Source organism: Cyclobacteriaceae bacterium, from assembly GCA_025808415.1.
Lineage (GTDB): Bacteria > Bacteroidota > Bacteroidia > Cytophagales > Cyclobacteriaceae > UBA2336.
The window spans coordinates 2,633,753-2,659,950 of record CP075525.1 but is presented as its reverse complement, the minus strand read 5'-3'; the positions used below and the strand labels follow the sequence as shown (position 1 = coordinate 2,659,950).

Genomic DNA, 26,198 nt, shown 5'->3' with positions numbered 1-26,198 from the left:
AGCGCTGATCGTTGTCTGAGTTTTCAATCAAGTTATTGACAACAGAAGAACACACCTACTGGAATACGTTAGTTACGGAATGCCACCAACCCACTATCTTTCACACAACAGGTTTTTTTGAAGCCTTTGAAAAACCTGTTGAGATATTCCTTGTAAAAAAAGGTGCAACGCCAATTTTGGGCTTTATCTGTTCTGAAGGTAAGCGGATTACACTCCGACCTGATTTTGTCCCGTATTTCGGTATTGCAATTTTTGTTGACCCAGTAAAGGCAACACAATATTATGCCGACACCCAAAAGGCTTACAGTATTTTAATTGAGCAGCTAAAGAACAGGTATAAAAAAATCAGTGTGCGGTTGGCTCCTTCCGTATCAGATATCCAATCGTTTGTTTGGTCAGGTTTTGAAATAAAGCTTCGCTACACCTATCTCGTCAATATTGAAGATATAGAAAAGGCTTACATGAATTTGGATACCAATTTAAAAAGACAAATAAGGAGAGGTTATAAGCAAGAGGTTACAATCCATCACAATCAGGATGTAGTTCAATATCTCGATTTATTCAGAGCCACGCGTTCAAAGAAAGATAATTTTAGTGCCTTGTTAACCCGATATCAACAATACCTTCAATCGGTTAATAGTTGCAGTACAATGGCTATTAAGAATCAAAATGGTGATGCACTCGCAGCTATATTTTTTGTATGGGATAACCAACGGGCCTATTACCTGTTGGGTGGATACCGTAGTAGCCATGAAGACGATAACCAGTCCTACACAGCCCTTGCACTTTGGGAGGCTATGAAATTTACACGCCAGCAACTGGGTCTTTACGAGTTTGATCTGGAGGGCTCGATGATCCCTGGTGTTGAAAACTTCTTTCGGAAATTTGGAGGAAAGAAAGTGCCTTATTACCAATTGTGGTATGAACAAAGGGGAGTATGGGCACAAAGAATTAGTTCAATACTAAAGCGATTCTAAACTATGGAGCAGAAAAATAAGGAATGGTGGGACAACCGGGCTTCACAAACCGATAATCCGCGTGAGGTAGTAGGCGCTGGAACGCATGAATTGCAAAGTGAAACACGCTCATTCATTGAATCCAGTATTGCTAAACTAATTATGCAAGCAAATGACGATAGTGTTTGCCTGGATGCTGGCTGTGGAACCGGTTTGTATATTCCGGTACTATTGCGGTATTTTAAGCATGTATGGGGTATGGATTTCTCCCAGGCAGTGTTGAATAAAGTTGATGAGCCTATCCGGTTAAATGACCGGGTAAAGCTATTTGAAGGGTCCATTACCAATATTCCCTTAGAAGCGAATACGCTTCCTTTTGTGTTTTGCAGAAGTACCTATCAATGTATCGATCAGGATGATATTATGAAGGCAAATCATGAGTTCTACAGAGTGGTAAAACCCGGTGGCTTTGTTCTCATACATTTTAAAAATGCTTCAACAGTTGGGTATAGGTTGTCTTCATGGAAAGCATTGATGACTTTTCGTTTCTCTCATTTCAGAAAGTTTAGGCAACTTCTTGATCAGGATACCGTGGATGAGCAATTTGTTCCCGGGGAAGTGTACTTCAGACCCTATAAGTATTATCTAAAAGGGTTTGAAGCGGTAGGTTTTGCCATCAAAGACTACTTTTCATTTCAACTTTTTACCTGGCGGTACCTGGAAAAACGCGGCAACGTTAGTCGCTTTGAAAAGCTTGAACGTATCCTACGAAAAACACCTTTGATAGGCAGAATACTTAAAACTGATGGAATTGATTTTTATGTACTACTGGAAAAGAAATTGCAGTGAGACTTCTGGCCCATATTGATCCAGTATACCGAAAAGAGCCGGTTGAATACGTGCTTCATTTCATTTCTTCTTGCCTGGGAATAAAAATTACGCGAGTAGTTGATGAAGAATCGTATGCAGATGATGATGTTATACTTGTTTATTCCGCAACTATTCCTGGTAAACTTTCATCGTGTAAACTCGTCATTCATATTCATCCGTCCGATTTTTTCACAGAAGAGCTTTACCTGAAACGCAAATCTATGCCGGTAGGACTAAAGTATTCAAATGGCCTGCCCTGGTTTTTGTTTCATGGGCAGCAATCTGTTTCTGCTGAAGGATTTCCGGATGTGTTTGCTACTATATTTTTTCTGCTTACAGCTTACGAAGAGTTGATTGAGTGCGGCACACGCGATAAGCGGCAACGTAGGAACTTTACATCATCAATTTTAAGTCAGTACCCCATTTTAAATTCTCCGGTTATCGATCAGTGGTTAGCGTTGTTGCAACGGTTCATAACGGAGCGTTCAGGGGTAAAGTTTGAATCACTAAACTGGCAGAGAAGTGAGTTTGCTTTTGTGGTTACACGTGATATTGATACATTATCAAAATTTCGGGATTTTCGGTGGGGTGCTTTCTTGAAGTCTATAACTCAAGGTAAGCCGTTGCAATACCTGTCTTCTGTTAATACAAGGTTGTACAAAAGGCAGGACTCCCATAATAATCTGGAAGAGATTATTAATTGGGAGAGACAGCATAATATTCGCTCCTCCAATTATTTTATTGCCAGTGAGGAGACTGGTGATGCTAACTATGCCATTGAGCAAGTAGCGAAACGTGAAGTGATATCAGTCATGAAAGCGGAAGGCTGGGAAATAGGCTTTCACCCTGGTGCTACTGCGTTTCAGGATCACCAACGATTTGCCTTGGAAAAATCCAGGTTAGAAAAGGCTTTTGATATTCGTGTTCAGGGTGGTCGCCAGCATGGCCTTCGGTTTAATAACCCACATACCTGGCGTTTATGGGAAGAAAATGATTTAGCCTATGACTCAACGGTAGGGTTTGCCGAATATGAGGGATTTAAAGCAGGTACCTGTCGTCCCTTTTTTATTTTCGATTTGATCGAGAACCAGCCGCTTAACGTGTTGGAGATCCCTATAACACTCATGGATTGTACCCTTGACAAATACCGTCATTTGACGCATGAACAAATGGAAGAGGTTTGTCAACAGTTGCTCAACAGTGTTGTTCAGTATCAAGGTGTATTCATGCTCCTCTGGCACAATTCTTATTTCGGACGAGATAACATCGGTAAATATCATGATATTCTGGAGCGGCTGGTGAAAACTGCGCAACAAAAAGATGCACTTGTTACAACGGCCGTCCATATTAATAGGCTGTGGAGGGAAAGGGTAGAACGATTGGGTTTATTATAATTTAATTTTATGGGAAGTATTTTTGTTAAAAACGTAAATCATGTGTTGGATAAATTATTTTCAGTTAATGTAATCCGAACGCGTGTTAAAGCACCCCTGCCTTATCAATTAAACGATTGGACTGGCAAGCGCCTGTTGTATTTCTATGACTTACTGAATCGTACTAATTCCCTTAAGGGTGATATTGTGGAATGTGGGGTTGGTTGGGGAAACAGCCTGGTATGCATTACCATTTCGCATCAGGTTATTCAGTCAACGAAGAAAATTTGGGCATTTGATTCCTTCTCAGGTTTGCCCGAACCTTCAAAAGAAGATGAGCCTATGCGACCTGAGGTGAAAATTGAAAAGGGTGATCTTGCTTACACCGAGGCGTATGTAAAAGCACGGTTAAAGAAGGCTTCTGTTCCTGCCGAATTAATTTCCGACATAGAATTTATTCCTGGTTATTTTGACAAAACGCTCACTCAATTTCCTGCTGACAGAAAGGTTGCTTTTTTGCATCTGGATGTGGATTTATATGATTCGTATATCACTACGCTTGAATTTTTTTATTCACGTTTAGTGCCCGGAGGCATTATTGCATTAGATGAATACAATGATAAGAAATGGGTGGGATGTACGAAGGCTGTGGATCACTTTTTAACCGATAAACCCGAACGCGTTGAGAAAAGTCCTTTCCTGAATAAGTACTTTATTGTTAAACAATAGATGGTACAATCCGGAACATTCGGGTTTTATAACGTTCTGCGCTACAGTCGATGAGGATTTTAACCGTTGGTAATAGCTTTCCTACAGCCAAGCAGAATTTTGTTCATTATAAAATTGAAGGCCTAGCTGCCAGGGGACATACAGTAATTAATCTTGCTTTCGGCCTTATCGATCGAAAAGCCCTTCAAGCGTGGAAGAAGGATCATCCGGGTTATAAACTATCGTGTTATTCTACGGCAAGCTTTGCGCTTTTTAAGTTTGCCTTTTTTTTAGCAGTACAGTTTTTCCGTAATCCTGTTCGAGTCATTAGGCTTTGGCGGGTAATTCAAAAAGCGGGTTATCCGCTCTATGTCCGGTACATCAACTTTCGAAATAACCTGGTCATGCTAAGCCTGGCTGATAAGGTTGAGGTGGTTCACTTTGAATGGAATAACCAGGCAGTTTCGTTTTGTGAGTCTTTTTCACTATTGAAAATACCTTTTGTGGTAAGTGTTCGCGGTAGGGGTGTCACCTCGCAGCCACTGGTTGATCATAAGCTTGCATCGCGGTTGCCCCAGGTATTTGAGAAAGCTACGATAATCCATTCCTTGGGTAATGACCTTGTACCATATATAAAACGATATGCACCAGGTACCGAGAAAATCCGCATTGTTACACCTGCTGTTAATCTTTCAGGAATACCCTGCAAAACCAATTATGAAAGCGGGACAATTCGAATACTAACGGTAGCCGATTTGGTTTGGAAGAAGAATTTGATCACGGCATTAATTTCATTTCATCAGCTCCATCGGCAATTTACTAATCTGGAATACTGGATTATTGGTGATGGTCCACTGAAGGAAGCTTTATTGTTTATGCGCAGTGAATTAAAACTTGACGACAAGGTTAAGTTAACGGGTATTTTGCCGCACGCACAGGTTATGCAACACATGGCATTCTGCGATATTTTTCTGATGCCCAGTTTACAGGAAGGTTTTTGTAATGCTGTTATTGAAGCACAAGCGGCAGGGTTACCGGTAGTGGTAACCGATGCAGATGGCTTGGGAGAGAATATTGCACCCGGTGAAACCGGTTTGCTTGTCAGCCGGTGGGATCAGCCGGCACTGGTTGAAGCGTTGCGACTACTAATTATGGATAACGAACTCAGGCAACGGATGGGTAAACAAGGCGTAAAGCGTGCGGCCACACTGTACGATATCCAAAACCAATTAGAAAAATTTGAGGCGATTTATGGAGAAGCCATCCGGTTCAAACGTTAAGCGCGTGCTTTTTGCCGGCCACGAAATTGGTGGCCAAATGCAATTACTGGCCGAAACAATTCGTAACCGTTGGATACAGGCATCAGCCGTTGCTTATAACGATGATTTCCGCGGCTACCAAAATGATATTATGCTGGCGGGTAAGGGATGGAGGGCAGGCTTTGATCGTTTCCTGTTTTTTCTTTGGGCCCTGAAGCATTACGATGTGTTTCATTTCTTCTGGGGTGTAAGCCTTTGGAACTGGTGGCGGTTCCATTTACTTGATCTACCACTATTGAAATTTTTCAAAAAGAGGGTAGTAGTTCATTTTCGTGGGTTGGATATTATTGACATTAAACATTTTGATTATTTGCGTGAGAAAAACCGTGGCGTTGATGTACCGAAGCCACCGTTAAGCCGGCCGGATCAAATCCGTAAAGTGAAGAAGTGGCTGAAGTATGCTGATGTGGTACTGGTATCGGAGCCTGACTTGTTTGAAGTTGTCCCTAATGCAATTTTATCACCCCAGGTTATTGATACCACCTACTGGACATCCGCCCGAAGGCCACAGTCGGAAGTTGATGGCATCATACGCATTGTTCATGCGCCTTCCAGCAGGCGGAAAAAGGGAACTGATTTTATTGAGAAGGCAATTGATGAGTTAAAGCAAAAGGGTTATGCTGTTGAACTGGTAATGGCGGAAAAGTTGCCCCATCATAAAATAAGGGAACTGTACGAAATCAGTGACATTGGTATTGACCAGGTGCTGTATGGCTGGCATGGAAAGGTTTCTGTAGAGTTGATGGCGCTGGGCAAACCTGTACTCTGTTACATTGAGCCGCAGTTGCTGAAGTACCGCCCCGATTTGCCCATTGTAAATGTGACGCCCGCAACCCTAACTGACGAATTGGAAAAATTGGTAAAGGATAAATCTTTACGCCAACAAATAGGCGAAAAATCAAAACAATATGCATTGACAAATCATGATGTTGAACGTATTGTGGACGACTTACTTATGCGTTACGGATTTGTTGAGCATACCCAGGTTAAGGAGTATATCGAGAATGCCAGCATGTGGTAATCCTTGCTGTCTGTAGTAAATGAAAAAATTAGGTTATCCGGTTTTTGTTGCACTTATAACTTTTGGGCTGGCGGAAGCAACGTTACGTTTGTTAACTGAACGGAAACAACACATCGATTTCCTGTTCGGTAAGAAAAGCTATTTTCTTCCTCCATTTCAGGTGCCCGAAAAAATTGCTGAAGCGGATACTTCGGTTTGGTATAAGTACAATGTTTACGATTCGAATTTGGGATGGAGTATTGGTAAGCTGGGGGCTCAACCTCCGTATTATTCCGACCGTTACGGTTTTCGTTGTTCGCATCAACAATACGAGACACTTATCAGGGGTGATTTAACGAATAACAACGATGATGAAGAATATGATATCGTTTGTCTGGGCAACTCATTTACGCATGGTGACGAGGTTTCTTTTGAAGATACATGGCCTTACAGATTGCAACAATTAACAGGTTTACGAACACTTAACCTGGGCGTTGGCGGATACGGTATTGATCAGGCATTTTTAAGATATGAACAGGTTAAGCCAAAATCAAAGCTTGTAATTCTGGGCATGGTGGCGGGAGATCTCGATCGGGCTTGCACGCAGGTTTATAACTTGACTGCTGGCGGCCTTAAAACAAAGCCCTTGTTTGCGTTCAAAGACGCAATGATAGAAGTAATGAATCGACCAACACTTCATGGTGAATTACTCCGTAATGAATTTGAAAACCCGGCAACGAGCGAATTCTTAATGCGTGAACGGCTCTGGCCAGGCTTATTTGTACACGATGTTTTTGATAATCTCTATGTGGTACGTACGCTCCGTGCTTTTCCCATCTGGTCAAAGCACCGTAAGAGTGTTTACCGGCAAAATGATGGTGATATGCAATATTGTATTTCCATTTTAAAATATATTCAGCAGCAAGTGTCACAACAAGATAGCCGTTTTGTGGTGCTGTTACTGGATAACCTGAATACATTTTTGGATTGGGACAGAGACGGCAACCCCTGGTTGTTGTTTAGATCCGAACTCGAAAAGCAAGGTATCGAGTATTGGCATTACGATGACCTTTTATACAAGCAATTTAAATCAAATCGCGAAGAAGTGATTAATAAAGGACTTGTTCATTATACCCCCGAAGCAAACTCCCAAGTTGCTGAATTTATCAAAGATATTTTGATACAAGAAGATGATATTTGAAGAATATATAATTAGTCCATTAAATCAGACTGACTTAATGCGAATTGAAAACGAACATTATGTATTTGTTGGTGGTGACAGATACCCTATTGTTCAAGAGGTACCAATACTAGTTGCTGCAAATAATTCTATGTTTGAACTAGAAGGGATAATTCAACAAAAACCGTTAACTCAGAATAAAAGTTACTCAAACAAGCGGAATCTTAAGAATTTCATTAGGACATCTCTTCTTCCAAAATTAAATAAGGATTGGGCACTGAAAGAGCGATACAAGAATTTGGCTACACGAGTAACAGGAGGGAAAGTTTTAATAATTGGGGCAGGAAGTAAAATTGATTTTTATAAATCAATTTTTCAACAATCGAGTATTGTAATTACTTCTGATATACATCTTCAGTACAATCCTGATATAGTTTTTGATGTGCACCAAATCCCATTTAAATCTGAGGCTTTCGATTTGGTACTTGCCGCGCAAGTAATGGAGCATACTATTCGGCCTTGGATAGCTGCCAGTGAGTTAGAAAGAGTAGTTAAGCCCAATGGTTTAATTCAAGTTGAAGTACCGTTTGCTTTTCCATACCACGGGGCTCCTTATGACTTTTTTAGGTTTACCTTTACAGGGATGAGATCGCTTTTTAGGTACTGCAGACTAGAAGCTTTCATGGCGTCAGAAGGAACATTCACAGCTGCTGCGGTTACTAATGCTCAAGCATTAGTAGAAATATCACGTTCCAAAATTTTTCGTTACCCAATGCTTGTACTGGGTAGATTTCTGTTCTTTTGGTTAAAATATTTGGATTTTTTTAAGAGTGGTCGTAAGCTAAACGATATGATTTGGCCAAAAGGTATGGTATTTACATTTGTGAAAGATGGTAAGGAGAGGAGTGATTTTGATTGCCTGGCTGATTATCAATCGCTTAAATGAAACATAAAGTTCTTGAACAGGTATGTTAGATGTAAATAAAAATTTTGAACATATTGATTGTTTGATCTGTAATAGTGCTGAAGTAATGGAGTTTTTTTCAGGTACTATGAATCTTAATTTAGTTTCTCCGCTAAAAGTAATGAGGTGTTGTCGATGCGGATTACTGTTCCTTAATCCCAGACCCTCAGCTGAAGCCCGACAACAAATTTTTGAGGGCCTGAAGCCTGCAGGACTAGAACTTTATTTAGCTAAGCTGGCCAACTACGGAGCGGTTACGAAATCCAGGAGCAAACTTTTTAAGGCTCGTGTGGTAAGTATTTCAAAAAAGCTTTTAGATAGGTCACCAATAAATGCTTTGGATCTTGGTTCCTCATCAGGAGAATTCATGGAGTTAGCTGCAGATAGTGGATGGAGAGTAATTGGTGTAGAACCATCAATTGAAGGTGTAAAGGCTGCAAAAGCCAAAGGCTTGCACGTAGTGCAGTCACCTGCCGAGCAACTCCCTTTTCCTGACCAATCATTTGACCTGGTACACTCCAATCATGTATTTGAACATCTGGCTGATCCGATGGCAGCCGCCAAAGAAGCTTACCGTGTGTTAAAGCCCGGGGGTGTAGTGTTTATTGAAGTGCCCAACCAGTTCGATAACATTCAGTTTTTTCGCTATCGGTTAATGGGTAGTGTGCCAGTGCGCGAACGGAACATTCGTTCCATCCATCACCTGGTATTTTTCTCCAGAAAATCCCTTCGTGAGTTATTGCACCGGGCAGGTTTCGAAAATATTGTCATTAAAAATAAATATGGAGAAGGCAGGCGAGGGTTAGCGTACCTGGGCTCTTTATTGATCCGGTTTATCGGCTTGTTCTATTTAGGCGCTCCTGTTATTCAGGCTATTGCCATGAAACGAAAATGAAAGTTGTATTTTTTGTAGGAACCCTGCAGGCCGGTGGGTTAGAACGTTTTGTTACCCGTGTTTCACTTAAAGCAAAACAGGAAAAGCAGTTTATCCCGGTTGTGGTTTGTTTGACTAAGCAAACAGGAATTTTTTTACATGAACTGCAGACCGCAAACGTAGAGGTGTATGAGGCGCCAAAAAGATGGTTTCGCTCACCTTACCGTTGGTGGCAACTCATTCGCCTGATCAAAAAGATAAAGCCTGATATCATTCACTCGCAGGTGAATTTCTCTATGCTTCAACAGTTTTTGGTTGCATGGTTCGGCAGGGCCAGGTTTACTGTTACCGAGCGTAATTGTTACAAGCGCAGTGGTCTGGCACTCGTACGAAGGAGGGTGCAATATCGTTTGTTGAAAATTTTCGGGGTAGTTTATAGCGCTAATTCTAAACGTGTAGCCAGCCACCTGTCGGTTATGTTTAATGAACAAGTGGACACTTTTCCAATCTTGCATAATGGCATTGATGTTCCTGAAGTAACACCGGTTATTAACTTTGTTACTCCTGTGCGGATCGGCTACGTTGCCCGGATGTCACTGCATAAAGGACATCTTTTCTTTCTGGAGGTGCTGGAAAAATTAATCCATACACGACACTTGAAATGCGAGGCTATTTTTTTTGGAGATGGACCCGATCGGATGGTAATTGAGAAATCGATAAAGGAGAAAAAGCTTGAGAAGTTTGTAACCCTTACTGGTGTGGTTCCGGATTTGGATAAACAATTAGTAACATGTGATATAGTAACATTATTAAGCGATTTTGAAGGAATGCCTAACGTGATTTTAGAAGCCATGGCCTTGGGTAAGCCCGTTGTGGCTACAGATGTGGGCAATGCCCGCGAGTTATTGGCGAATGATGCCGGTTTTATACTTGAAAAAAAAAATATTGACGATGCAGTTGCTGTTTTTGAGCAACTTATTCAACAGCCAGAATTACGGTTGAGCATGGGGCAAATTGGGAGAACCCGCATAAAAAATGAATTTTCCTTAACAAGCACTTTAAGTAGTTTGCTCAACTATTACCGTACAATAGTTAATATTGAATGAGACCAGTCATCTGGTTGTGTCTTTTAGTTACCAGTTATTTTTACTGTCTGCCCCTGGGTAGATTTACCCTGGTGGGTATTGCGTCCGACTTCAGGATTTTCGATTTTGTTGTTCTTGCTTTTTGGTTGGTGAACTGGAATTACCTAACTGCGGGGCTGAACTTTATTTACAGTAAACGGCAGTTGGCTACGCATTATGTCAAGTACCTGATGATTATTATCCTCATCAGCCTCATCTTTAATTTTATCTTCAGGGGCTCATCCTATATTGGCCCCACGCTTATCCGTACTTACCGGTTTATGGCGTACCTGTCAACCTTAGTGGCGGTCATCGCTATTGTTGACAACAGGCAGAAGTTCAAATTATTGTTGACCGTATTCTTTATAAACATATTGGTTCAGGCAGTCCTGGCCTTTTTGCAGGGTATTGGTGTGTTAAATTCCTTCTGGCCCGACTACTGGCGCGAGATGTATTCGTTTATGGATTCACCCGTGGCCACGCTTTCCCCACATCACAAGCACATTGCCATTGTCATGCTGATGGGATTTTCATTGGCAGTAGCTTTGCTTTTTTACAGCCGTAACCTGTTGGTAAAACTTTTCTTTGCGGTTTGTGCTTTGCTTATGGTAATCGTTCCGTTGATGTCGGGAACGCGCACGTTTGTGCTGGGAATGACGGGTGTGGTGCTTGCCCTGTTATGGATAACCCGCGGACGAAGCATTGGCATTGCGCTTTTCCTGGGCATTGGCCTTTTGGTGGTTTCCAGGAATTTACCCGAGGAAGTAAGCGAAGTAACCTTGGAGCGGATAAACGAAAAATATGAAGAACGGGTGTTGCGTGGCTACGAGCGGGGCGGGGTTGAGCGACTGGCGGTTGAACGTACGGTTATCTACGAATCGGTATTCAGGGCTATCGGAAATTACCCTTATTTATTGATTACCGGGTCGGGCTTTCAGGCTGCTTCTGTATTTATTTTTGGCAATGGCGCGCATAATAATTTTTTGCAGTTCTTAATTGAAACAGGGCTTATCGGGCTCAGTGTCTTTCTGCTGTTCCTGTTTACCATGAGTAAGAACCTGCTGGCGGCAGGAAGATATATGAGGTATTCATTCGAGAATTCAATAGCGAGATTTGTATGGATAGGATTGATTGGTTTAATCTTTACCATGTTTGTAGGGGAAACATTTTATGCCCAAGCAGCCATGTTTACCCTTACCGGCCAGATCATGGTTTTTTTAGGGCTCGGTATCGCCCCTTTTTTCTGGCAATCGATTATAAGAGATGGAGTACCTGTTTATAAATAATCCCTCCGAAGTTGATTGGGGGCTGGCGAAGGACTTAAACCTTAAGGATGATTTATGCATCGTACAAGATAATCTGAGGCCTCAACTCGATTTAACTAAAATCGAAAGCGCCTTTATGGCAGATGTGGCGCATGCAGGTTTGCATTTTTATAAACCGGGTACCTTTAAGAAACTTTCGTTAGCAACCCTGAATTGGTTTTTTTTGTCACCAGCACCTAACACCCGAACTAACGCATGGATGGCATCCTTTCATGTGATGGTATTAAAAAGGGGAGTGCTTGAAAAACTTAACCTGGAAGTGAAGTACAATACAGCACATTTTCTTGCTGCTGACCTGGCGTTTCAGGTATTGCGTAGCGGGGGTTTGGTCGTGCATCAACCTGATCTCATTCAACAGGTGAATGTTTTGCACAATGGACAACTTACCGTTGACTCCACGGATCTTAGGCGGTTTATCCTGAGATTTTTCGGCAAACGGGCGGCTTTAATTGCTTTCCCGTTGAGTTGGTTTTCAATTTTAAAATCAAAAGACAGGAGAATAAATTATGAGCTTAATTCTGATAGCCATCATTTGCTTTTACAACATAAGAATAAAACGATTACCTCTTACTCAGCAGTCATTCCTACCATTAACCGATATGCTTATTTAAAAAAGGCCATCTATTCCCTGCTGCAGAAAGATCATCCACCGGCAGAAATAATTGTGGTAGATCAAACGCCTGAACGTGATCGTGTTGCTGGATACTATGATGAATTTAAGGCCATGCCGGTGAAAGTTTTTTTTATAGAAACAGCCGGCCAGAGCACTGCACGAAACTACGCGGTACACCGGGTTACATCCGAATGGATACTTTTTTTTGATGATGACTCTGAAACCTGGGCTGATATGGTCAAAGAGCATATTTACCTATTGGAGCATTCGTTGGCAGATGTTTCTACAGGAATATCCCTGGCGCCCTGGAAGGATAAGTCGCATATCCCTGACTTTATTAATTACTACCATATTGCCTCGGTATTGGATACCGGCAACTGTATGATGCGCAAAAGCCTGGTAGAAGAAGCAGGGTTGTTTGACTTGGCATTTGATAAAGGCTCTGGTGCTGACGACAACCTTGGAAAGCGGTTGTTTTTAAAAGGCGCTGTGATAGTATTTAATCCAAAAGCTATCCGCACACATCATAAAGCCCCTATGGGCGGGTTGCGCACGCATGGCGCCTGGTGGAAAAATAAGGGTACGTACTTTGGCCCCTTTCCATTGCCAACAGAATCCTATGATTTCATGCGATTTTATCCACGTGCATTCTATTTGCGTCTTTGTATGTACCGGCTGATCACTTCCTACAGGCGTTCGGGATTGGCCATGAATATCATTAACACGATTCTGTTTCCGGTGAAAGTGTTGGTTTCGTATCGCAAAGCGCAGGCGTTGTTAAAAACAGGTTTGAGGAATTAGGTGAAAGTATTACAGGTAATTGACCAGTTGAATGTGGGGGGAGCTGAACGTGTGTTGGTTGACTTGGCTAATATTTTGCATCGACATGGTAAATCCGTTACGGTTATTACATTAGTTCGCCCGGGAAAACTGGCAGCACAACTCCATCCTGAAATCCCTCTTTTGAATTTGGGCAGAGTTAATCGGTTTAGTGTACTGAAAATGTTTCGTATAAATCGGATTTGCAGCCGGTACGATATTGTTCATGTTCATTTGCGCTATAATTTCAGGTATGTGGCATTAGCCAAAATTTTGTTTTGGGGCAACTATAAACTGCTGCTTCACGATCATTTTGGGGATATCGAAAATGATAAGGCAATACCTACAGGCATTAAATTTTTCTTGCATCGAAATCCATGGTTTGTTGGAGTGAGCCGGCCGCTTGTTGACTGGGCTGTTCAATATATAGGGCTTAAAAAGGAGAACGTCTTTTTGCTTTCCAACATAATTATCCGCAAAGAACCCGCCCCCACAAAAAGGTCTGCACCATCGGTTCCTAAACTATTGTTGGTATCTAATTTCAGGGAGGCAAAAAATCATGCATTCGCATGCCGGCTTTTGTCCAGGCTTAGGGATACCCTTGCTTTTACCGCAACATTTGTTGGCCAGGTAATTGACCCGCAATTTATGGAGGGTATCCATAAGCAGATCAGGGAGCAAAAACTTGACGATATTGTTAAGGTTGTTCACGATTGTGATGATGTTCAGGGCATAATAGGAGAGTATGACCTTGCCATTCACACAGCTTACCAGGAAAGTGGCCCCCTGGTGTTGATCGAATACCTGGCGCAGCAGCTTCCTTTTGTGGCTTATAAAACCGGTGAGGTTGCCACCCAGCTTCATGCCGTAATTCCAGATTTTTTTATGGAAAATTTTGAGGTTCAACATTGGATTGATCGGATAGAGGGTTTGTTGAGCCGGGGCGATCAGTACAAGGATTCTATGAAGGCTGCTTTTGATGCAATGTATTCCGATCAAGTATATGTTGGGAAATGCATCGGTATTTATTCCCGAATGATTACAAATGGACAATAGGGTATAATTATAATGAGGCTCCTTATAGTTTCAGATACTGCAATTTACCGTGATAAGCATGAAAACTTTTTAGAGGTTTACGAACCAACATTACGCGAAATCGAATCTTTGAATGATCTTTTTTTAGACATAACCTGGTTAGGTTATTATAAGGGTAGTAATCCTGGTAATGCAAGGAAGCCTTATCCTAAAAATATTTATCTTAATACATTACCGACTGTCATTGGCGGGAATAATTTTCTTAAAAAATTTAAGGTGGTGCCAATTCTCCCTTTACTTTTTTTGAAAATCATTCGTGCATTGAGAACTCATGATGTGATTCATACGCGAGGTCCATCAGTGCCAGCTTTTGTTTGTATTTTATTGTCGTTTGTATTTCGAAATAAAAAGTATTGGCATAAGTATGCTGGGAATTGGATGGAGCCTCACCCTCCATTTATGTACAAAGTACAGAAGTGGTTGCTAATGCGGGCAAAAAATACTAAAGTAACTATTAACGGTAAATGGCCAAACCAACCAGCACATGTTTTTACCCTTGAAAATCCCTGTTTTACTGCATTGGAATTGGAACGGGCGATTGTTGCAGGAAGTCATAAGTCTTTTGTAGTTCCGTTGACCCTTTGTTTTGCCGGATTGATCGATGAATCAAAGGGTGTTCAGGCTTTAGTACGGGCTTTCGAATATTTGGATCATCCCGAGCGGTACATCACAAAATTGATTTTGGCTGGCCACGGGCCAGGCATGGAAGAGGTGATGAAATTAGCCGAAAGAATCTCTGTACAGGTTGAATTTACAGGGTATATTCAGCGGCAAAGCCTTAATGAAGTTTATAGGCAAAGTCATGCATTGCTGTTGCCAAGTCGTACTGAAGGCTTTCCAAAAGTAGTTGCTGAAGCTGCTTCATTTGGATGTATACCGATAGTTACGGATGTATCCTCAGTTGGTCAGTATGTTCGAGATGGCATAAACGGTTTTTTACTAAAGGATGCACAACCAGAAACAATTGCTTGTGCTCTAACAAGATTGCTAAATACTAGGAACTTACACGAACTTTCCTATGAAGCTAAAGTAATGTCAGGTTTATTTACCTATGAACGATTTCGCGAAGTAATATCGAATTGTGTCATTAACCAGAAATCATAACAATACATTTATTTAATGTGTGGTATACTTGGCTATATAAGTAAATCCGATTTGGACGAAGATAAAATCAGACTTTGCAAACAGGGGCTGTCATCACTTCAGCATAGAGGGCCAGATGCGGAAAATTACTATATCAGTAATCATGTCTTTCTTGGGCATAGACGGTTGAGTATAATTGACCTCTCTCAATCGGCAAATCAACCATTCTTCTCTTCCTGTGGTAAAGCAGTGATAGTATTCAATGGTGAAATATATAATTACAAGGATTTGTGTCAAGACCTCAATCTTCGCACAAGTTCTGATACCGAAGTACTTTTGGAAGGGTTTTTGAAACATGGAAGTACTTTCTTTGCAAAAATTAGAGGAATTTATGCTTTTGCTATTTTTGATTTCAGAACACCTACACCAACTGTAGTTCTTCTTCGTGACCCATCTGGAATAAAGCCTCTTTATGTTTTTCATCATGAAGATGAGTTGATCTTCGCAAGTGAAATGAAGGCCATTTTTCCGATAATTAAAAAGCGGCTTACCATTAGGGAAGATTCAATTTGTTCATATCTACATTTTGGCTACATTCCAGAACCCTATACAATTTTTGAAAAAATTCAGGCTCATCCTCCAGGGCTTTTGCTTAGCTATTCTGTAAATGATGGTTCATGTTCAAAACTGCAACTGAATTCATTTGATTTCTCTATTAGAAATGGATTTTCATTTTCAGCTAATTCTCATGAGACGACTAATTTATTAGCCCAGGCAGCTGAAAGAAACCTTGTTAGTGATGTTTCGCTAAAAGTAGCTTTGAGCGGAGGAGTTGATTCATCATTACTTTATGCTTTTTGTAATAGAGAGCAGCCCGTTGGAGGTATTACAGTAGCCATGAATGAACGCCAGTATGATGAGTCGGACGTTGCAGCGGTATATTCAAAACATCTTCAAGCCCCGCTTGAGATAATTACTATAGAGATCAACAATAGGATAGAACTATTGGACAGGCTACTTATACATTTTGATCAGCCTTATGCAGACTCTTCTTTAGTTCCATTTTATTTTTTGAGTAAGGCTGCATCAGCACATACAAAGGTTCTTATTGGAGGCGATGGGGGCGATGAAATACATAATGGTTATTCTGGGTTTAAGTCTTTACCTGTTTTAATGAAGTTAAGACAGTGCCAACCGAAATTTTTCCGTTCGAAAATGTATGGACACGGTAAATTTCTTCCTGAAAAAATTGTAAGGCTTTACAATAAAGGTATTGGTTTGCTGGATTCATCTTCAAATAATGAGTTATTATTTAAATGGGGTTCATGGTTTCCTAACTCTCCTAAACAGTTTCCTTTTAATCCATACTTGAGAAATGTTGAATATAAATTGGATTTGCTTGATACTGAAGATGCGTTAAACGATGAAAGTCTGATCATGAAGTACTATTATCATCATAGGATGCAAAGTGACTATTTACGCAAATCCGATATGATGTCTATGATTAATAGTATTGAGTATCGGGTACCTATGTTAGACGAAGATTTAGTTAGGTTTAGCCTCAGCATTCCTTATAATCAAAAATCAGATTTTAGAACAACTAAGAAGATACTGAGAAGTATCCATGGTCAGATATACCCTTTGAACACTTCGAAAATGGAAAAAAGAGGTTTCAGTATACCGCTTGATACATGGTTAGGAAATGAAAATCTTGAGTATATCAAAAGTCAAATTTTGCGGAAGGATGGAATTATTAAAGAATATATTGAAACAAAGTATGTCGATTTACTTTTTAAGACATTGGTGGATAAGTCTTTACAAAGGTACTGTAGTCGTGCGACAGCCTATCAACGCATTTTAATACTGTATGCCTTACAGATTTGGTATTTCAATATAGGTAAGTAAGTAATGATTTTATATCTCGGAAATATTCTATCTACTCATGGTGGCAGTGTTGGTTTCATCGAAACAATAACCCCTCGTTTATCCAGCCGGTACAAAATAAAGGCTGTCTCCTCGGTTAAATCCAGGCCTCTTCGTTTGCTTCATATGCTTATTACCGTGGTGCGCCACCAACGAAGCTGCGCAGTTGTGCTGGTGGATACCTTCAGCACGCAGGCATTTTGGTTTGCTTATGCGGTGGGTAAACTTTGTCGTTTTCTTAAAATTCCATACATACCGGTTGTGCGTGGCGGGGATTTTGTAAACCGGTTGACCGGCAGTAAAGCCAAATGCGATTTTTTATTTACCCATAGTCACCTCAACATTGTTCCTTCAAGATTTCTGGAGTTTCATTTCAACCAACATAGTTACAAGGTTAAGTATATCCCTAACTTCATTGAGCTTGAGAACTATCCATTCAAATTACGAGATCAGGTTCAGGCTAAAATACTTTGGGTCAGGGCCTTTCATAAAATTTATAATCCGGTGTTGGCTGTTGAGGTAATGCATCAATTAAATATTCCCGAAGCAAGAATTTGTATGGTGGGAGGTGATACCGATGGAACCCGTGAACTGGTTGAGAAACGTATTGCCGAATTGAATTTGACTGATCAGGTTACGTTGCCTGGAAGACTATTAAAAGATGAATGGATTAAGCTTGCTGACCAGTATGATATTTTTTTAAACACCACAACCATTGATAATATGCCGGTAAGTGTTATTGAGGCCATGGCTTTAGGCTTGCCTGTTGTGTCTACTGATGTGGGGGGGCTCCCGTATTTGATAGAGCATGGAGTAAACGGAGTACTGGTACCATCAAATAATCCTGGTGAAATGACCAAAGCTATTGGGGAGTTGTTAACTAACCCTGAATATGCCCGGCAACTAAGTTTCAATGCCCGGCAAATGGTAGAACAGTTTGATTGGGAGAAAGTAAAACTTATGTGGTTTGAGGTACTTGATGGTATTGTGAAAATCAGGAACTGAACAGTGCCCTTGTATCAAAGACTCTATAGTACGCTACCCTTTGGTTTGCAAAACATGGCCGTCTCCGGCTACGGCTACTTCTGGAAGAAGAGACGGTTTGGTGGGATTTTTGAAAGGGAACTTGTTGGGTTTAAAGAACGGGAGAGCTTCACCGAAAATCAGTGGGAAGATTATTGTAGCAAACAGTTACGAAAAATTTTAGTCCATGCTTTTGAAACGGTGCCCTTTTACAGACAATCGTTTCACCAGGCCGGAATTGGATTGAATGATTTAAGTCAATTCAGTTTACATGACCTATCAAGACTTCCTTACCTGGAGAAAACTGACTTGCGTGCACACGGAAAAAGTAACCTGGTGTCTGCAAATCGTGAACGAGGCGGAGAATTCTTCGCCAGCAGTGGAAGCACCGGAACCCCTACGCAGATTTTGTTTTCTTATCCTATGCACCAACGATGGAGTGCCGGCTTTGAGGCGCGCATACGACATTGGGCCGGGGTCGATCGCTTTACACCGCGAGGAATGATTGGCGGCCGTAGAGTGGTACCGGATGGAGTAGCCAGGCCACCCTTTTATCGCTATAACTATTTTGAAAAGCAGGTCTATTTTTCAGCGTATCATATTTCGGCCAATACAGTGTATGATTATGTGAAAGGCATGAAGCGTTATGGTGTAAACTATATGACCGGCTATGCCATGAGTAATTATTTTCTGGCGCGGTTTATTCAAGAAGAAAGAATAAGCGCACCGCAGTTAGCAGCGGTAATTACATCCAGTGAAAAATTAACCCCGCAAATGCGTGAGGTTTTTGCTGAAGTTTATGGGTGCAAAACCTACGACAGTTGGAGTGGCGTGGAAGCCTGTGGATTGGTATCAGAATGTGAACATGGTTCCCTACACATCAGCCCTGACCTTGGAATACTTGAGGTACTTGATGATGATGGTAAACCAGTGGAACCCGGTGAAACAGGTGAAGTGGTATGTACCGGGCTTATCAATTTCGATCAGCCCTTGATCCGCTACCGCATTGGTGACCGAATGCAAGTAGGGAAAGGTAAATGCACGTGTGGTAGAGAAATGCCGGTTATTAAGGAGATTGTAGGAAGGTTGGAAGATACTGTAATCGGAAAGGATGGCCGTGCAATGGTACGTTTTCATGGCATATTTGTAGGCTTGCCTAACGTGGTCGAAGCGCAGGTAATACAGGAGGAATTGGATGCGTTTACGATCAGGGTGGTAACAACAGGAAAATTAACTGAAGAGGAGATCGCTACCATCAGGCAGCGCATGGAAAGCCAGCTTGGTCCGATTCGATTGAACGTTGAACCAGTGTCATCCATACCACGAAACGCAAATGGTAAATTTCAGGCGGTGATATCAAAGGTGAAACATCAAGTTATCGGGTGAAAATAGGAATCCTCACACAGTATTATCCTCCCGAAACCGGAGCTCCTCAAAACCGGTTACATAGCCTGGCCAAATACCTGAAGAAAAATGATCATGAAGTTTCTGTGGTCACTGCACTTCCTAATTATCCACGCAATAAGGTTTTTGAGGAATACAAAGGTAAATTGTCTGTAAAAGAAATTATCGATAATGTACCGGTATCCCGAACGTGGATTTATGTGGGGCAGTCGAGAGCAGTGCTATCGCGCTTATTGAATTATTTTTCTTTTGTGATCACCTCCTTTTTCCGGTTGCTGTTCATGCCACGCACAGAGGTAATTATTTGCGAATCGCCACCCTTGTTTTTGGGTATCACAGCAGTAATGATTGCTAAGCTTAAACGCTCTAAACTAGTGTTTAATGTTTCAGACCTGTGGCCGGAGTCGGCTGAACGACTAAATATCATTAACAGCAAATGGTTACTTGGGATGGCCTATAGTTTGGAGCGATGGATTTATCGTCATTCATTTTTGATATCCGGACAAACACAGGGAATCGTTGAAAACATCAAGGCACGATTTCCTAAAAAAAGAGTTGTGTGGTTTCCGAATGGGGTGGATTTAACGTTTTGGCAAAAAGAACACGAGGCTTACAACTGGCGGAGCGAACTTGGTATTACGGATACTGAATTTGTGATTCTCTATGCAGGCATTATTGGTCATGCGCAAGGCCTTGAAATTATCCCACAGGCTGCTCAATTGCTTTTTAACCGGCCGGTTAAATTTATAATGGTAGGGGATGGACCGGAAAAGGAGAAACTGATTTCGATGGTTAAAGATGCAGGCTTAAGTAATGTACTTTTCGTACCCAACCAATCGCGCGATAGAATCCCCTCACTAATTAATATGTGTAATGCTTTTTTGGTTCCCTTGAAAAAGTTGGATTTGTTTAAAGGGGCAATACCCTCCAAGCTTTTTGAACCCCTTGCCATGCGTAAACCTGTTTTATTAGGAGTTGATGGTGAAGCAAGGGAACTCTTCATAAACCAGGCAAAAGGTGGTCTGTACTATGAACCCGAAAATGTACCGGCACTTGTTAAAGCCATTAGCCAGTTGATTGACGATCACCGGCAGGCCGAGCAGTTAGGTTCTTCTGGTTTTGCGTTTGTCAACCAGTACTTTAATCGTGAAAAAATACACGAATCTTTTCTCAAGGAGATCGCGCAGATTACGGCATGAAGTCAACGGTCACAATCGTTAAACCTGTTCGGGCAGACTTGACAAGGATCGCCCAATGTCACCGTAAGGCTTTTCCAAAAGCACTTAGCACGGCCATGGGGCAGGCTTATGTGGAAAAAATGCTGGAATGGTATTTGGTTGATGGCAGGGCCTTTATATTCTTTATTGAAGAAGCGGGCACTTGCGTAGGGTACTGTGGTGGATTAAAGTACGATGGTGTTCCGGTGGGTTCGGCCAGTTCCATGATCCAACATAGTTACCATGCGGCTGTTGCAGCCATGGTTAGGAAGCCTTGGCTTTTTTTTCATCCTGAATTTCTAAAGAAGTATAAATTGGCAATTAAGAATGTGTGGAGGCGATGGGTAAAACCTTCAGGTAGCATAAGTTCATCGAAATCCTGCAACCCACCGCATACGGGATTAATCGTTATAGGTGTTGATCCCGCTTTTCAGGGTAAAGGTTACGGAAGAATTATGTTGACTGAATTTGAACGGTTGTCCGCTGAATTCGGGTATCACCATTTAATGTTAACGGTTCGCAGTAATAATGCCCAGGCAATATCAGCTTATAAAAAAAGTGGTTGGTCAGTTACTTCATCGGATAAGAAATCCACGACCATGGAGAAGATAACTATTAATAAAATTTCTGGGGCAATATCATGATTAAAATCCTTACAGTATTAGGTGCTCGTCCGCAGTTTATTAAAGCAGCCGCGTTGTCACGCATTTTTCAGCAACGCCCCATCTTTCAGGAAGTGATTGTTCATACGGGACAGCATTTTGATCAGAATATGTCTGATATTTTCTTTCAGGAGTTGTCCATTCCAAAGCCGGTTTATAACCTGAACATCAATGGACTTTCACATGGGGCTATGACTGGTCAAATGCTGGCTGGTGTTGAGGAAATTATCCAAAAAGAAAAACCCGACTATGCGCTGGTTTACGGAGATACAAACTCTACCTTGGCCGGAGCTCTGGCAGCAAAAAAGTTAAAGGTAAGTGTAGTTCATGTTGAGGCAGGCTTGCGCAGTTTTAATATGGAGATGCCTGAGGAGATAAATCGTATCTTGACCGACCGCATTAGTGATGTGCTTTGCTGCCCGACCGATGCTGCTATAAGAAATTTGGAGAGTGAAGGTTTTGGTAATTTTGGTGTCGTTATTACCAAAACCGGGGATGTGATGCAGGATGCAGCCGATTTTTATGCAGCTAAGGTAAATAGTGATGAAATTTGTAAACAATTTGGACTTACTCCTGGAAATTTTGTTTTGTGTACGCTCCATCGTGCGGAAAATACTGACGATCCCAAACGCCTTCAGGCAATTATAACAGCTCTGCAACAAATTGGTAAGCATGCTCAGGTTGTTATGCCCGTGCACCCGCGTACCCGATCGCGACTTGAGAAAACTTCGATGGGGGGAATTACATGCCTTGATCCACAAAGTTATCTTACTATGATTGGTTTACTAAAGTCGTGTGCCATGGTTATGACCGATAGCGGAGGCTTGCAGAAGGAAGCCTATTTTTTCAAGAAATATTGCGTGACACTGCGTACTGAAACCGAATGGGTAGAACTTGTAGAGCAGGGCGTTAACCGCATAGTTGGATTTGATAGAGATGCAATTTTAAGCGGCTTTGCTGAGTTTTCGGGTAAACCCTGGAAAACCAACGCAGAACTATACGGTGGTGGTAAGGCATCGGAAGCAATCTGTTCTGTGATTGAAGAACATTCAAAACAAAAAATTCAGAAGTTTTGAAAATCCCATTCTCACCACCTTATATAGACGAAGATGTAAAACGCGAAGTGCTGGACGCACTCCAATCGGGATGGATTACCTCCGGCCCGAAGGTATTAGCACTTGAAAAACTCGTGGCTGAACAAACCGGTTTAACGCACGTGGCGTGCTGCAACTCGGCTACATCGGGTTTAATGTTGTTGTTACACTGGTATGGAATAACCCGAGGAGATGAGGTAATTATCCCAGCCTACACGTACGCTGCCACAGCCTTGGTTGTTATCCACCTGGGCGCAACTCCTGTGATGGTGGACAGCGGCCCTGATTTTAATATAGATATTGATCGGGTTGCCGAAAAAATCACCTCACGCACCAAGGCCATTATTCCCGTGGATATTGCCGGTTGGCCGTGTAATTATAAAAAGTTGTTCGATTTGGTCAATGCAGGTGAGGTTAAGGCAAAGTTTAACCCACAAACTGAAAATCAACGCAAATTGGGTCGCATTATGGTGCTGAGCGATGCAGCCCATTCATTGGGTGCAAAGTATTCAAATAGGCCCATTGGTACTTGGGGCGATTTTTCTGTGTTCTCTTTTCATGCCGTTAAGAATGTAACCACAGCGGAAGGTGGAGCGATGTGTATTAATCTTCCTGAAAATGATTTTGACCGCGAAACGATTTACCGAACGCTTAAGCTATGGTCGTTAAACGGACAAACAAAAGATGCGTTGGCTAAAACCAACGGGGCAGGATGGAAGTATGATATTGTATATCCGGGCTTTAAAATGAATATGCCCGATGTTTGTGCGGCCATTGGTCTTGCGCAGTTACGGAAATATAAGAGCCATTTGCTTACGGAGCGAAAGCGTGTAGCTGATGCTTATTCAAAAGCATTTTCACAATACGCCTGGGCTGAACTTCCTCCGTTAAAAGATAGTAACCGTGAATCGTCTTATCATGTGTATCCCCTGCGCATTCGCGGCATAACTGAAAATCAGCGCGATCAGATGATTGAAAAAATTTCCGAAACGGGTGTTTCGGTCAATGTGCATTTTCAGCCGTTGCCATTGCTTACTGTATTTGGGGAACGCGGCTATAAAATTCAGGATTATCCGGTGGCGTACGATTGTTATTCAAGAGAAATTTCCCTGCCAATTTATCCTGAACTTGATCAGAATAAAATCAACTATATCGTGCAGGCTGTTGTTCAGGCCTACGGGCAATTAAATGACCATGCGTAAGCGACTGTTTGATTTAGTTGTCTCGACTGTGGGGCTGATCATACTGGCTCCTATTTTTTTACTTATCGGTATCATTATCAAGTTCGACTCGCAAGGTCCTGTCTTTTATTTACAGGAAAGGGTCGGAAGGGGAGGCACTATTTTCAGGTTATTCAAGTTCAGGACTATGCGCACAGGTTCTGATAAAGCCGCAGCAATAACCATTGGCGAGCGCGACTCCCGCATAACAACGGTTGGGTATTGGCTTCGGAAATTCAAGCTGGATGAGTTGCCCCAACTGATAAATGTTTGGAAAGGCGAGATGAGCCTGGTGGGCCCGAGACCTGAACTGAAGAAATTTGTGGATCTATATTCATCGGATCAACGGCAGGTGATTTCTGTAAAACCAGGCATAACCGACTATGCATCCATTCAATTTCGGAATGAGAATAAGTTGCTTGAAGGCAAGGAAGAGCCGATTGAATATTATATACGTGAGATTATGCCCGTGAAACTCGAACTCAATAAGAAATACATTCTCGAACAGTCTTTCTTGTTGGACGTCCGGATTATTTTTCAGACCATCGTGTTAATCTTTAAAGGTTAAAGATGACCTATCGTCAGTCGGGTAAGCTGGTAGTTGATAAGATCATCGCTGTATTGTTTGTAGTGTGTACAAGTTGGCTCATACTCTTGATCTTTTTATTGTATGCGATATCGCTTGAATTTCCTTTCCTGTATCAATCCCAACGGATCGGCAGAGAAGGTGTTCCGTTTAGGATGTTCAAATTCCGGACGCTAAAAGCAAACGAGCAACTTCCTTTGAAAGACCGTCAGTTTTGGCTCGGGAAATTTTTACGAACCACAAACCTTGATGAGCTACCCCAGCTTTGGAATGTGCTGAAAGGCGAGATGTCGCTCATCGGTCCACGGCCACTGCCTGTAACGTATGCACCTTTATTGTCAGCAGAACAGCAGCAGCGCCATCGGGTGTTACCGGGTATTACAGGCCTGGCCCAGGTAAATGGAAAAAACAGCCTGCCTTGGGAAAAGAAATTTGAGTATGACCTCGCGTATATTCAGCAAGTTTCTTTTCTACTGGATATTCAGATACTTTTTAAAACGGTAGCTTTAATATTGTCTTTCAAACGCGATGTATCTTTGGATGAAAGGGGATTGAACAAGTGAGTGAATTAAAAAAAATAGCAATTGTAGGTGCCGGTGGCTTTGGAAAAGAAACCCTGGTCATGATTAACCAAATCAATGCCATAAAAATGTACTGGCAGGTTATTGGATTTTTTGACGATAAGGTGCAAAGGAATTCACCGGTAACAGGCTTGCCCGTGTTGGGTGGCATTGATGATTTAAATAACCATGAACAGGAATTGTCGGTAGTGATTGCGGTAGGAGATCCAAGGACCCGGAAAATGATTGTTGATCGGATCAAAAACCCACTGGTGAATTATCCAAATCTGATCCATCCTGTTGCCACCATAGGTGAAAATATTAAGGCAGGTGCAGGGTGCATCATCACTGCCGGTTGCCGGCTAACGATTGACATCACGCTTAACGATTTTGTCTTGCTCAACCTCAACACAACCATCGGGCACGATGTGTCTATCGGTTCGTATACTTCTGTGATGCCTGGTGTTCACTTGTCGGGCTACGTTCAGGTGGGCGAGGAGGTATTAATAGGTACCGGTGCTTCTGTGTTGCAAAATGTTTGCATCGCTAACCAGGCCGTTATTGGTGCCGGGGCAGTTGTAAACCGTTCGGTGGAAATTGGAAGAACTGTAGCCGGTGTTCCGGCACGACCCATCAGAAAAAATGATCAGGGAATTTAAACCAGCGCTGAAATTTCTTGGGATTTTCGTAGGGGTTTACCTGGCGTTGAATCTGTTCTATGGTTGGTGGATATCCACATACGATAGGGCCGATCCGGCAACGGTGTGGGTAACCAATCAATCATCCATGGTGTTGAATTGGTTGGGAGAGGATACGTATGCGAAACCGAAGGTAAATACACCTACAATCTCAATTTTTAATGGATCGCGTATTGTAGTTAATGTTTTTGAAGGATGTAATGGTATTAATGTAGCCATTGTATTTGTTGCTTTCATGGTGGCGTTTAATGGTAATTGGAAGAAAATGCTGTGGTTTATTCCGTTGGGCCTATTGATTATTCACATCGCTAATCTGGCACGCGTAAGTGGATTATACCTGGTAGCTGAATACTTTCAACAGTACTTTTATTATGTGCACAAGTATGCTTTTACAGCATCTATTTACCTGATTGTGTTTGTATTATGGTGGTGGTGGATTGAGAAGATCAATAGGGTTTCCATTCGTAAAGCCTTGTCTTCTGCAGGACAATGAGAAACGTTCTCTTGA

Annotated in this window: 25 protein-coding genes; all 25 read left to right on the top strand. The window is 41.8% G+C overall.

The window, feature by feature from the left end; genetic code table 11:
• The first annotated feature begins 11 nt into the window (after positions 1-11).
• The 25 genes from KIT51_12020 to xrtF all read left to right on the top strand — a co-directional run bounded on the left by KIT51_12020 (position 12) and on the right by xrtF (position 26,183).
• Positions 12-977 carry a GNAT family N-acetyltransferase gene (locus KIT51_12020; protein UYN85604.1) on the top strand — a complete coding sequence of 322 codons (966 nt, stop codon included), beginning with the start codon at positions 12-14 and terminating at the stop codon, positions 975-977.
• A gap of 3 nt (positions 978-980) precedes the next feature.
• Positions 981-1,805 carry a class I SAM-dependent methyltransferase gene (locus KIT51_12015; GenBank protein ID UYN85603.1) on the top strand — a complete coding sequence of 275 codons (825 nt, stop codon included), beginning with the start codon at positions 981-983 and terminating at the stop codon, positions 1,803-1,805.
• On the top strand, positions 1,802-3,220 hold the full coding sequence (locus tag KIT51_12010; protein UYN85602.1) for a polysaccharide deacetylase family protein: 1,419 nt from the start codon (positions 1,802-1,804) through the stop codon (positions 3,218-3,220). The genes KIT51_12015 and KIT51_12010 overlap by 4 nt, the downstream gene beginning before the upstream one ends.
• 9 nt (positions 3,221-3,229) lie before the next feature.
• Positions 3,230-3,928 carry a class I SAM-dependent methyltransferase gene (locus KIT51_12005; GenBank protein ID UYN85601.1) on the top strand — a complete coding sequence of 233 codons (699 nt, stop codon included), beginning with the start codon at positions 3,230-3,232 and terminating at the stop codon, positions 3,926-3,928.
• Positions 3,929-3,978: 50 nt separating this feature from the next.
• The gene (locus tag KIT51_12000) at positions 3,979-5,187 is read left to right on the top strand and encodes a glycosyltransferase family 4 protein (GenBank protein UYN85600.1); all 1,209 of its coding nucleotides are present in this window, start codon (positions 3,979-3,981) and stop codon (positions 5,185-5,187) included.
• Positions 5,159-6,247 carry a glycosyltransferase family 4 protein gene (locus tag KIT51_11995; GenBank protein UYN85599.1) on the top strand — a complete coding sequence of 363 codons (1,089 nt, stop codon included), beginning with the start codon at positions 5,159-5,161 and terminating at the stop codon, positions 6,245-6,247. The genes KIT51_12000 and KIT51_11995 overlap by 29 nt, the downstream gene beginning before the upstream one ends.
• 19 nt (positions 6,248-6,266) lie before the next feature.
• Positions 6,267-7,427, top strand: coding sequence for a hypothetical protein (locus tag KIT51_11990; protein ID UYN85598.1), 1,161 nt, complete (start codon positions 6,267-6,269; stop codon positions 7,425-7,427).
• Positions 7,417-8,352, top strand: coding sequence for a class I SAM-dependent methyltransferase (locus tag KIT51_11985; GenBank protein ID UYN85597.1), 936 nt, complete (start codon positions 7,417-7,419; stop codon positions 8,350-8,352). The genes KIT51_11990 and KIT51_11985 overlap by 11 nt, the downstream gene beginning before the upstream one ends.
• 355 nt (positions 8,353-8,707) lie before the next feature.
• Positions 8,708-9,265: a class I SAM-dependent methyltransferase gene (locus KIT51_11980; GenBank protein UYN85596.1), complete on the top strand. Its 558-nt coding sequence runs from the start codon at positions 8,708-8,710 to the stop codon at positions 9,263-9,265.
• Positions 9,262-10,350, top strand: coding sequence for a glycosyltransferase (locus tag KIT51_11975; protein ID UYN85595.1), 1,089 nt, complete (start codon positions 9,262-9,264; stop codon positions 10,348-10,350). The genes KIT51_11980 and KIT51_11975 overlap by 4 nt, the downstream gene beginning before the upstream one ends.
• Entirely contained in the window at positions 10,347-11,654 is a 1,308-nt protein-coding gene (locus KIT51_11970; GenBank protein ID UYN85594.1) for an O-antigen ligase family protein, read from the top strand. The genes KIT51_11975 and KIT51_11970 overlap by 4 nt, the downstream gene beginning before the upstream one ends.
• Entirely contained in the window at positions 11,632-13,107 is a 1,476-nt protein-coding gene (locus tag KIT51_11965; GenBank protein UYN85593.1) for a glycosyltransferase family 2 protein, read from the top strand. The genes KIT51_11970 and KIT51_11965 overlap by 23 nt, the downstream gene beginning before the upstream one ends.
• Positions 13,108-14,181: a glycosyltransferase family 4 protein gene (locus tag KIT51_11960; protein ID UYN85592.1), complete on the top strand. Its 1,074-nt coding sequence runs from the start codon at positions 13,108-13,110 to the stop codon at positions 14,179-14,181.
• A gap of 12 nt (positions 14,182-14,193) precedes the next feature.
• Positions 14,194-15,324, top strand: a complete 1,131-nt coding sequence (locus KIT51_11955) for a glycosyltransferase family 4 protein (protein ID UYN85591.1) — start codon at positions 14,194-14,196, stop codon at positions 15,322-15,324.
• A 51-nt stretch (positions 15,325-15,375) separates the two neighbouring features.
• Positions 15,376-17,208, top strand: coding sequence for an asparagine synthase (glutamine-hydrolyzing) (asnB, locus tag KIT51_11950; protein ID UYN85590.1), 1,833 nt, complete (start codon positions 15,376-15,378; stop codon positions 17,206-17,208).
• A 3-nt stretch (positions 17,209-17,211) separates the two neighbouring features.
• Positions 17,212-18,231 (top strand): glycosyltransferase family 4 protein, encoded by a 1,020-nt coding sequence (locus KIT51_11945; GenBank protein ID UYN85589.1) that lies wholly within the window; start codon positions 17,212-17,214, stop codon positions 18,229-18,231.
• A gap of 54 nt (positions 18,232-18,285) precedes the next feature.
• Positions 18,286-19,635, top strand: a complete 1,350-nt coding sequence (locus tag KIT51_11940) for a phenylacetate--CoA ligase family protein (GenBank protein UYN85588.1) — start codon at positions 18,286-18,288, stop codon at positions 19,633-19,635.
• The gene (locus KIT51_11935; protein ID UYN85587.1) at positions 19,632-20,852 is read left to right on the top strand and encodes a glycosyltransferase family 4 protein; all 1,221 of its coding nucleotides are present in this window, start codon (positions 19,632-19,634) and stop codon (positions 20,850-20,852) included. Before KIT51_11940 ends, KIT51_11935 begins: the two co-directional genes overlap by 4 nt.
• A gap of 38 nt (positions 20,853-20,890) precedes the next feature.
• Entirely contained in the window at positions 20,891-21,514 is a 624-nt protein-coding gene (locus KIT51_11930; GenBank protein UYN85586.1) for a GNAT family N-acetyltransferase, read from the top strand.
• Positions 21,511-22,608, top strand: a complete 1,098-nt coding sequence (wecB, locus tag KIT51_11925) for a UDP-N-acetylglucosamine 2-epimerase (non-hydrolyzing) (GenBank protein UYN85585.1) — start codon at positions 21,511-21,513, stop codon at positions 22,606-22,608. Before KIT51_11930 ends, wecB begins: the two co-directional genes overlap by 4 nt.
• A 2-nt stretch (positions 22,609-22,610) precedes the next feature.
• The gene (locus tag KIT51_11920) at positions 22,611-23,828 is read left to right on the top strand and encodes a DegT/DnrJ/EryC1/StrS family aminotransferase (GenBank protein UYN88577.1); all 1,218 of its coding nucleotides are present in this window, start codon (positions 22,611-22,613) and stop codon (positions 23,826-23,828) included.
• Positions 23,821-24,414 (top strand): sugar transferase, encoded by a 594-nt coding sequence (locus KIT51_11915; GenBank protein ID UYN85584.1) that lies wholly within the window; start codon positions 23,821-23,823, stop codon positions 24,412-24,414. The genes KIT51_11920 and KIT51_11915 overlap by 8 nt, the downstream gene beginning before the upstream one ends.
• A gap of 2 nt (positions 24,415-24,416) precedes the next feature.
• Positions 24,417-24,995 (top strand): sugar transferase, encoded by a 579-nt coding sequence (locus KIT51_11910; GenBank protein ID UYN85583.1) that lies wholly within the window; start codon positions 24,417-24,419, stop codon positions 24,993-24,995.
• Entirely contained in the window at positions 24,992-25,651 is a 660-nt protein-coding gene (locus KIT51_11905) for an acetyltransferase (protein ID UYN85582.1), read from the top strand. Before KIT51_11910 ends, KIT51_11905 begins: the two co-directional genes overlap by 4 nt.
• Positions 25,635-26,183: an exosortase family protein XrtF gene (gene xrtF / locus KIT51_11900; GenBank protein ID UYN85581.1), complete on the top strand. Its 549-nt coding sequence runs from the start codon at positions 25,635-25,637 to the stop codon at positions 26,181-26,183. The genes KIT51_11905 and xrtF overlap by 17 nt, the downstream gene beginning before the upstream one ends.
• The last annotated feature ends 15 nt before the right edge of the window (positions 26,184-26,198 follow it).

Excerpts from the sequence above, each read along its gene's own strand:
- KIT51_12015 (UYN85603.1), top strand. The coding sequence starts at position 981 with ATGGAGCAGAAAAATAAGGAATGGTGGGACAACCGGGCTTCACAAACC.
- KIT51_12005 (UYN85601.1), top strand. The coding sequence starts at position 3,230 with ATGGGAAGTATTTTTGTTAAAAACGTAAATCATGTGTTGGATAAATTA.
- KIT51_12000 (UYN85600.1), top strand. The coding sequence starts at position 3,979 with ATGAGGATTTTAACCGTTGGTAATAGCTTTCCTACAGCCAAGCAGAAT.
- KIT51_11995 (UYN85599.1), top strand. The coding sequence starts at position 5,159 with ATGGAGAAGCCATCCGGTTCAAACGTTAAGCGCGTGCTTTTTGCCGGC.
- KIT51_11990 (UYN85598.1), top strand. The coding sequence starts at position 6,267 with ATGAAAAAATTAGGTTATCCGGTTTTTGTTGCACTTATAACTTTTGGG.
- KIT51_11985 (UYN85597.1), top strand. The coding sequence starts at position 7,417 with ATGATATTTGAAGAATATATAATTAGTCCATTAAATCAGACTGACTTA.
- KIT51_11975 (UYN85595.1), top strand. The coding sequence starts at position 9,262 with ATGAAAGTTGTATTTTTTGTAGGAACCCTGCAGGCCGGTGGGTTAGAA.
- KIT51_11970 (UYN85594.1), top strand. The coding sequence starts at position 10,347 with ATGAGACCAGTCATCTGGTTGTGTCTTTTAGTTACCAGTTATTTTTAC.
- KIT51_11965 (UYN85593.1), top strand. The coding sequence starts at position 11,632 with ATGGAGTACCTGTTTATAAATAATCCCTCCGAAGTTGATTGGGGGCTG.
- KIT51_11955 (UYN85591.1), top strand. The coding sequence starts at position 14,194 with ATGAGGCTCCTTATAGTTTCAGATACTGCAATTTACCGTGATAAGCAT.
- KIT51_11945 (UYN85589.1), top strand. The coding sequence starts at position 17,212 with ATGATTTTATATCTCGGAAATATTCTATCTACTCATGGTGGCAGTGTT.
- KIT51_11940 (UYN85588.1), top strand. The coding sequence starts at position 18,286 with ATGGCCGTCTCCGGCTACGGCTACTTCTGGAAGAAGAGACGGTTTGGT.
- wecB (UYN85585.1), top strand. The coding sequence starts at position 21,511 with ATGATTAAAATCCTTACAGTATTAGGTGCTCGTCCGCAGTTTATTAAA.
- KIT51_11915 (UYN85584.1), top strand. The coding sequence starts at position 23,821 with ATGCGTAAGCGACTGTTTGATTTAGTTGTCTCGACTGTGGGGCTGATC.
- KIT51_11910 (UYN85583.1), top strand. The coding sequence starts at position 24,417 with ATGACCTATCGTCAGTCGGGTAAGCTGGTAGTTGATAAGATCATCGCT.
- xrtF (UYN85581.1), top strand. The coding sequence starts at position 25,635 with ATGATCAGGGAATTTAAACCAGCGCTGAAATTTCTTGGGATTTTCGTA.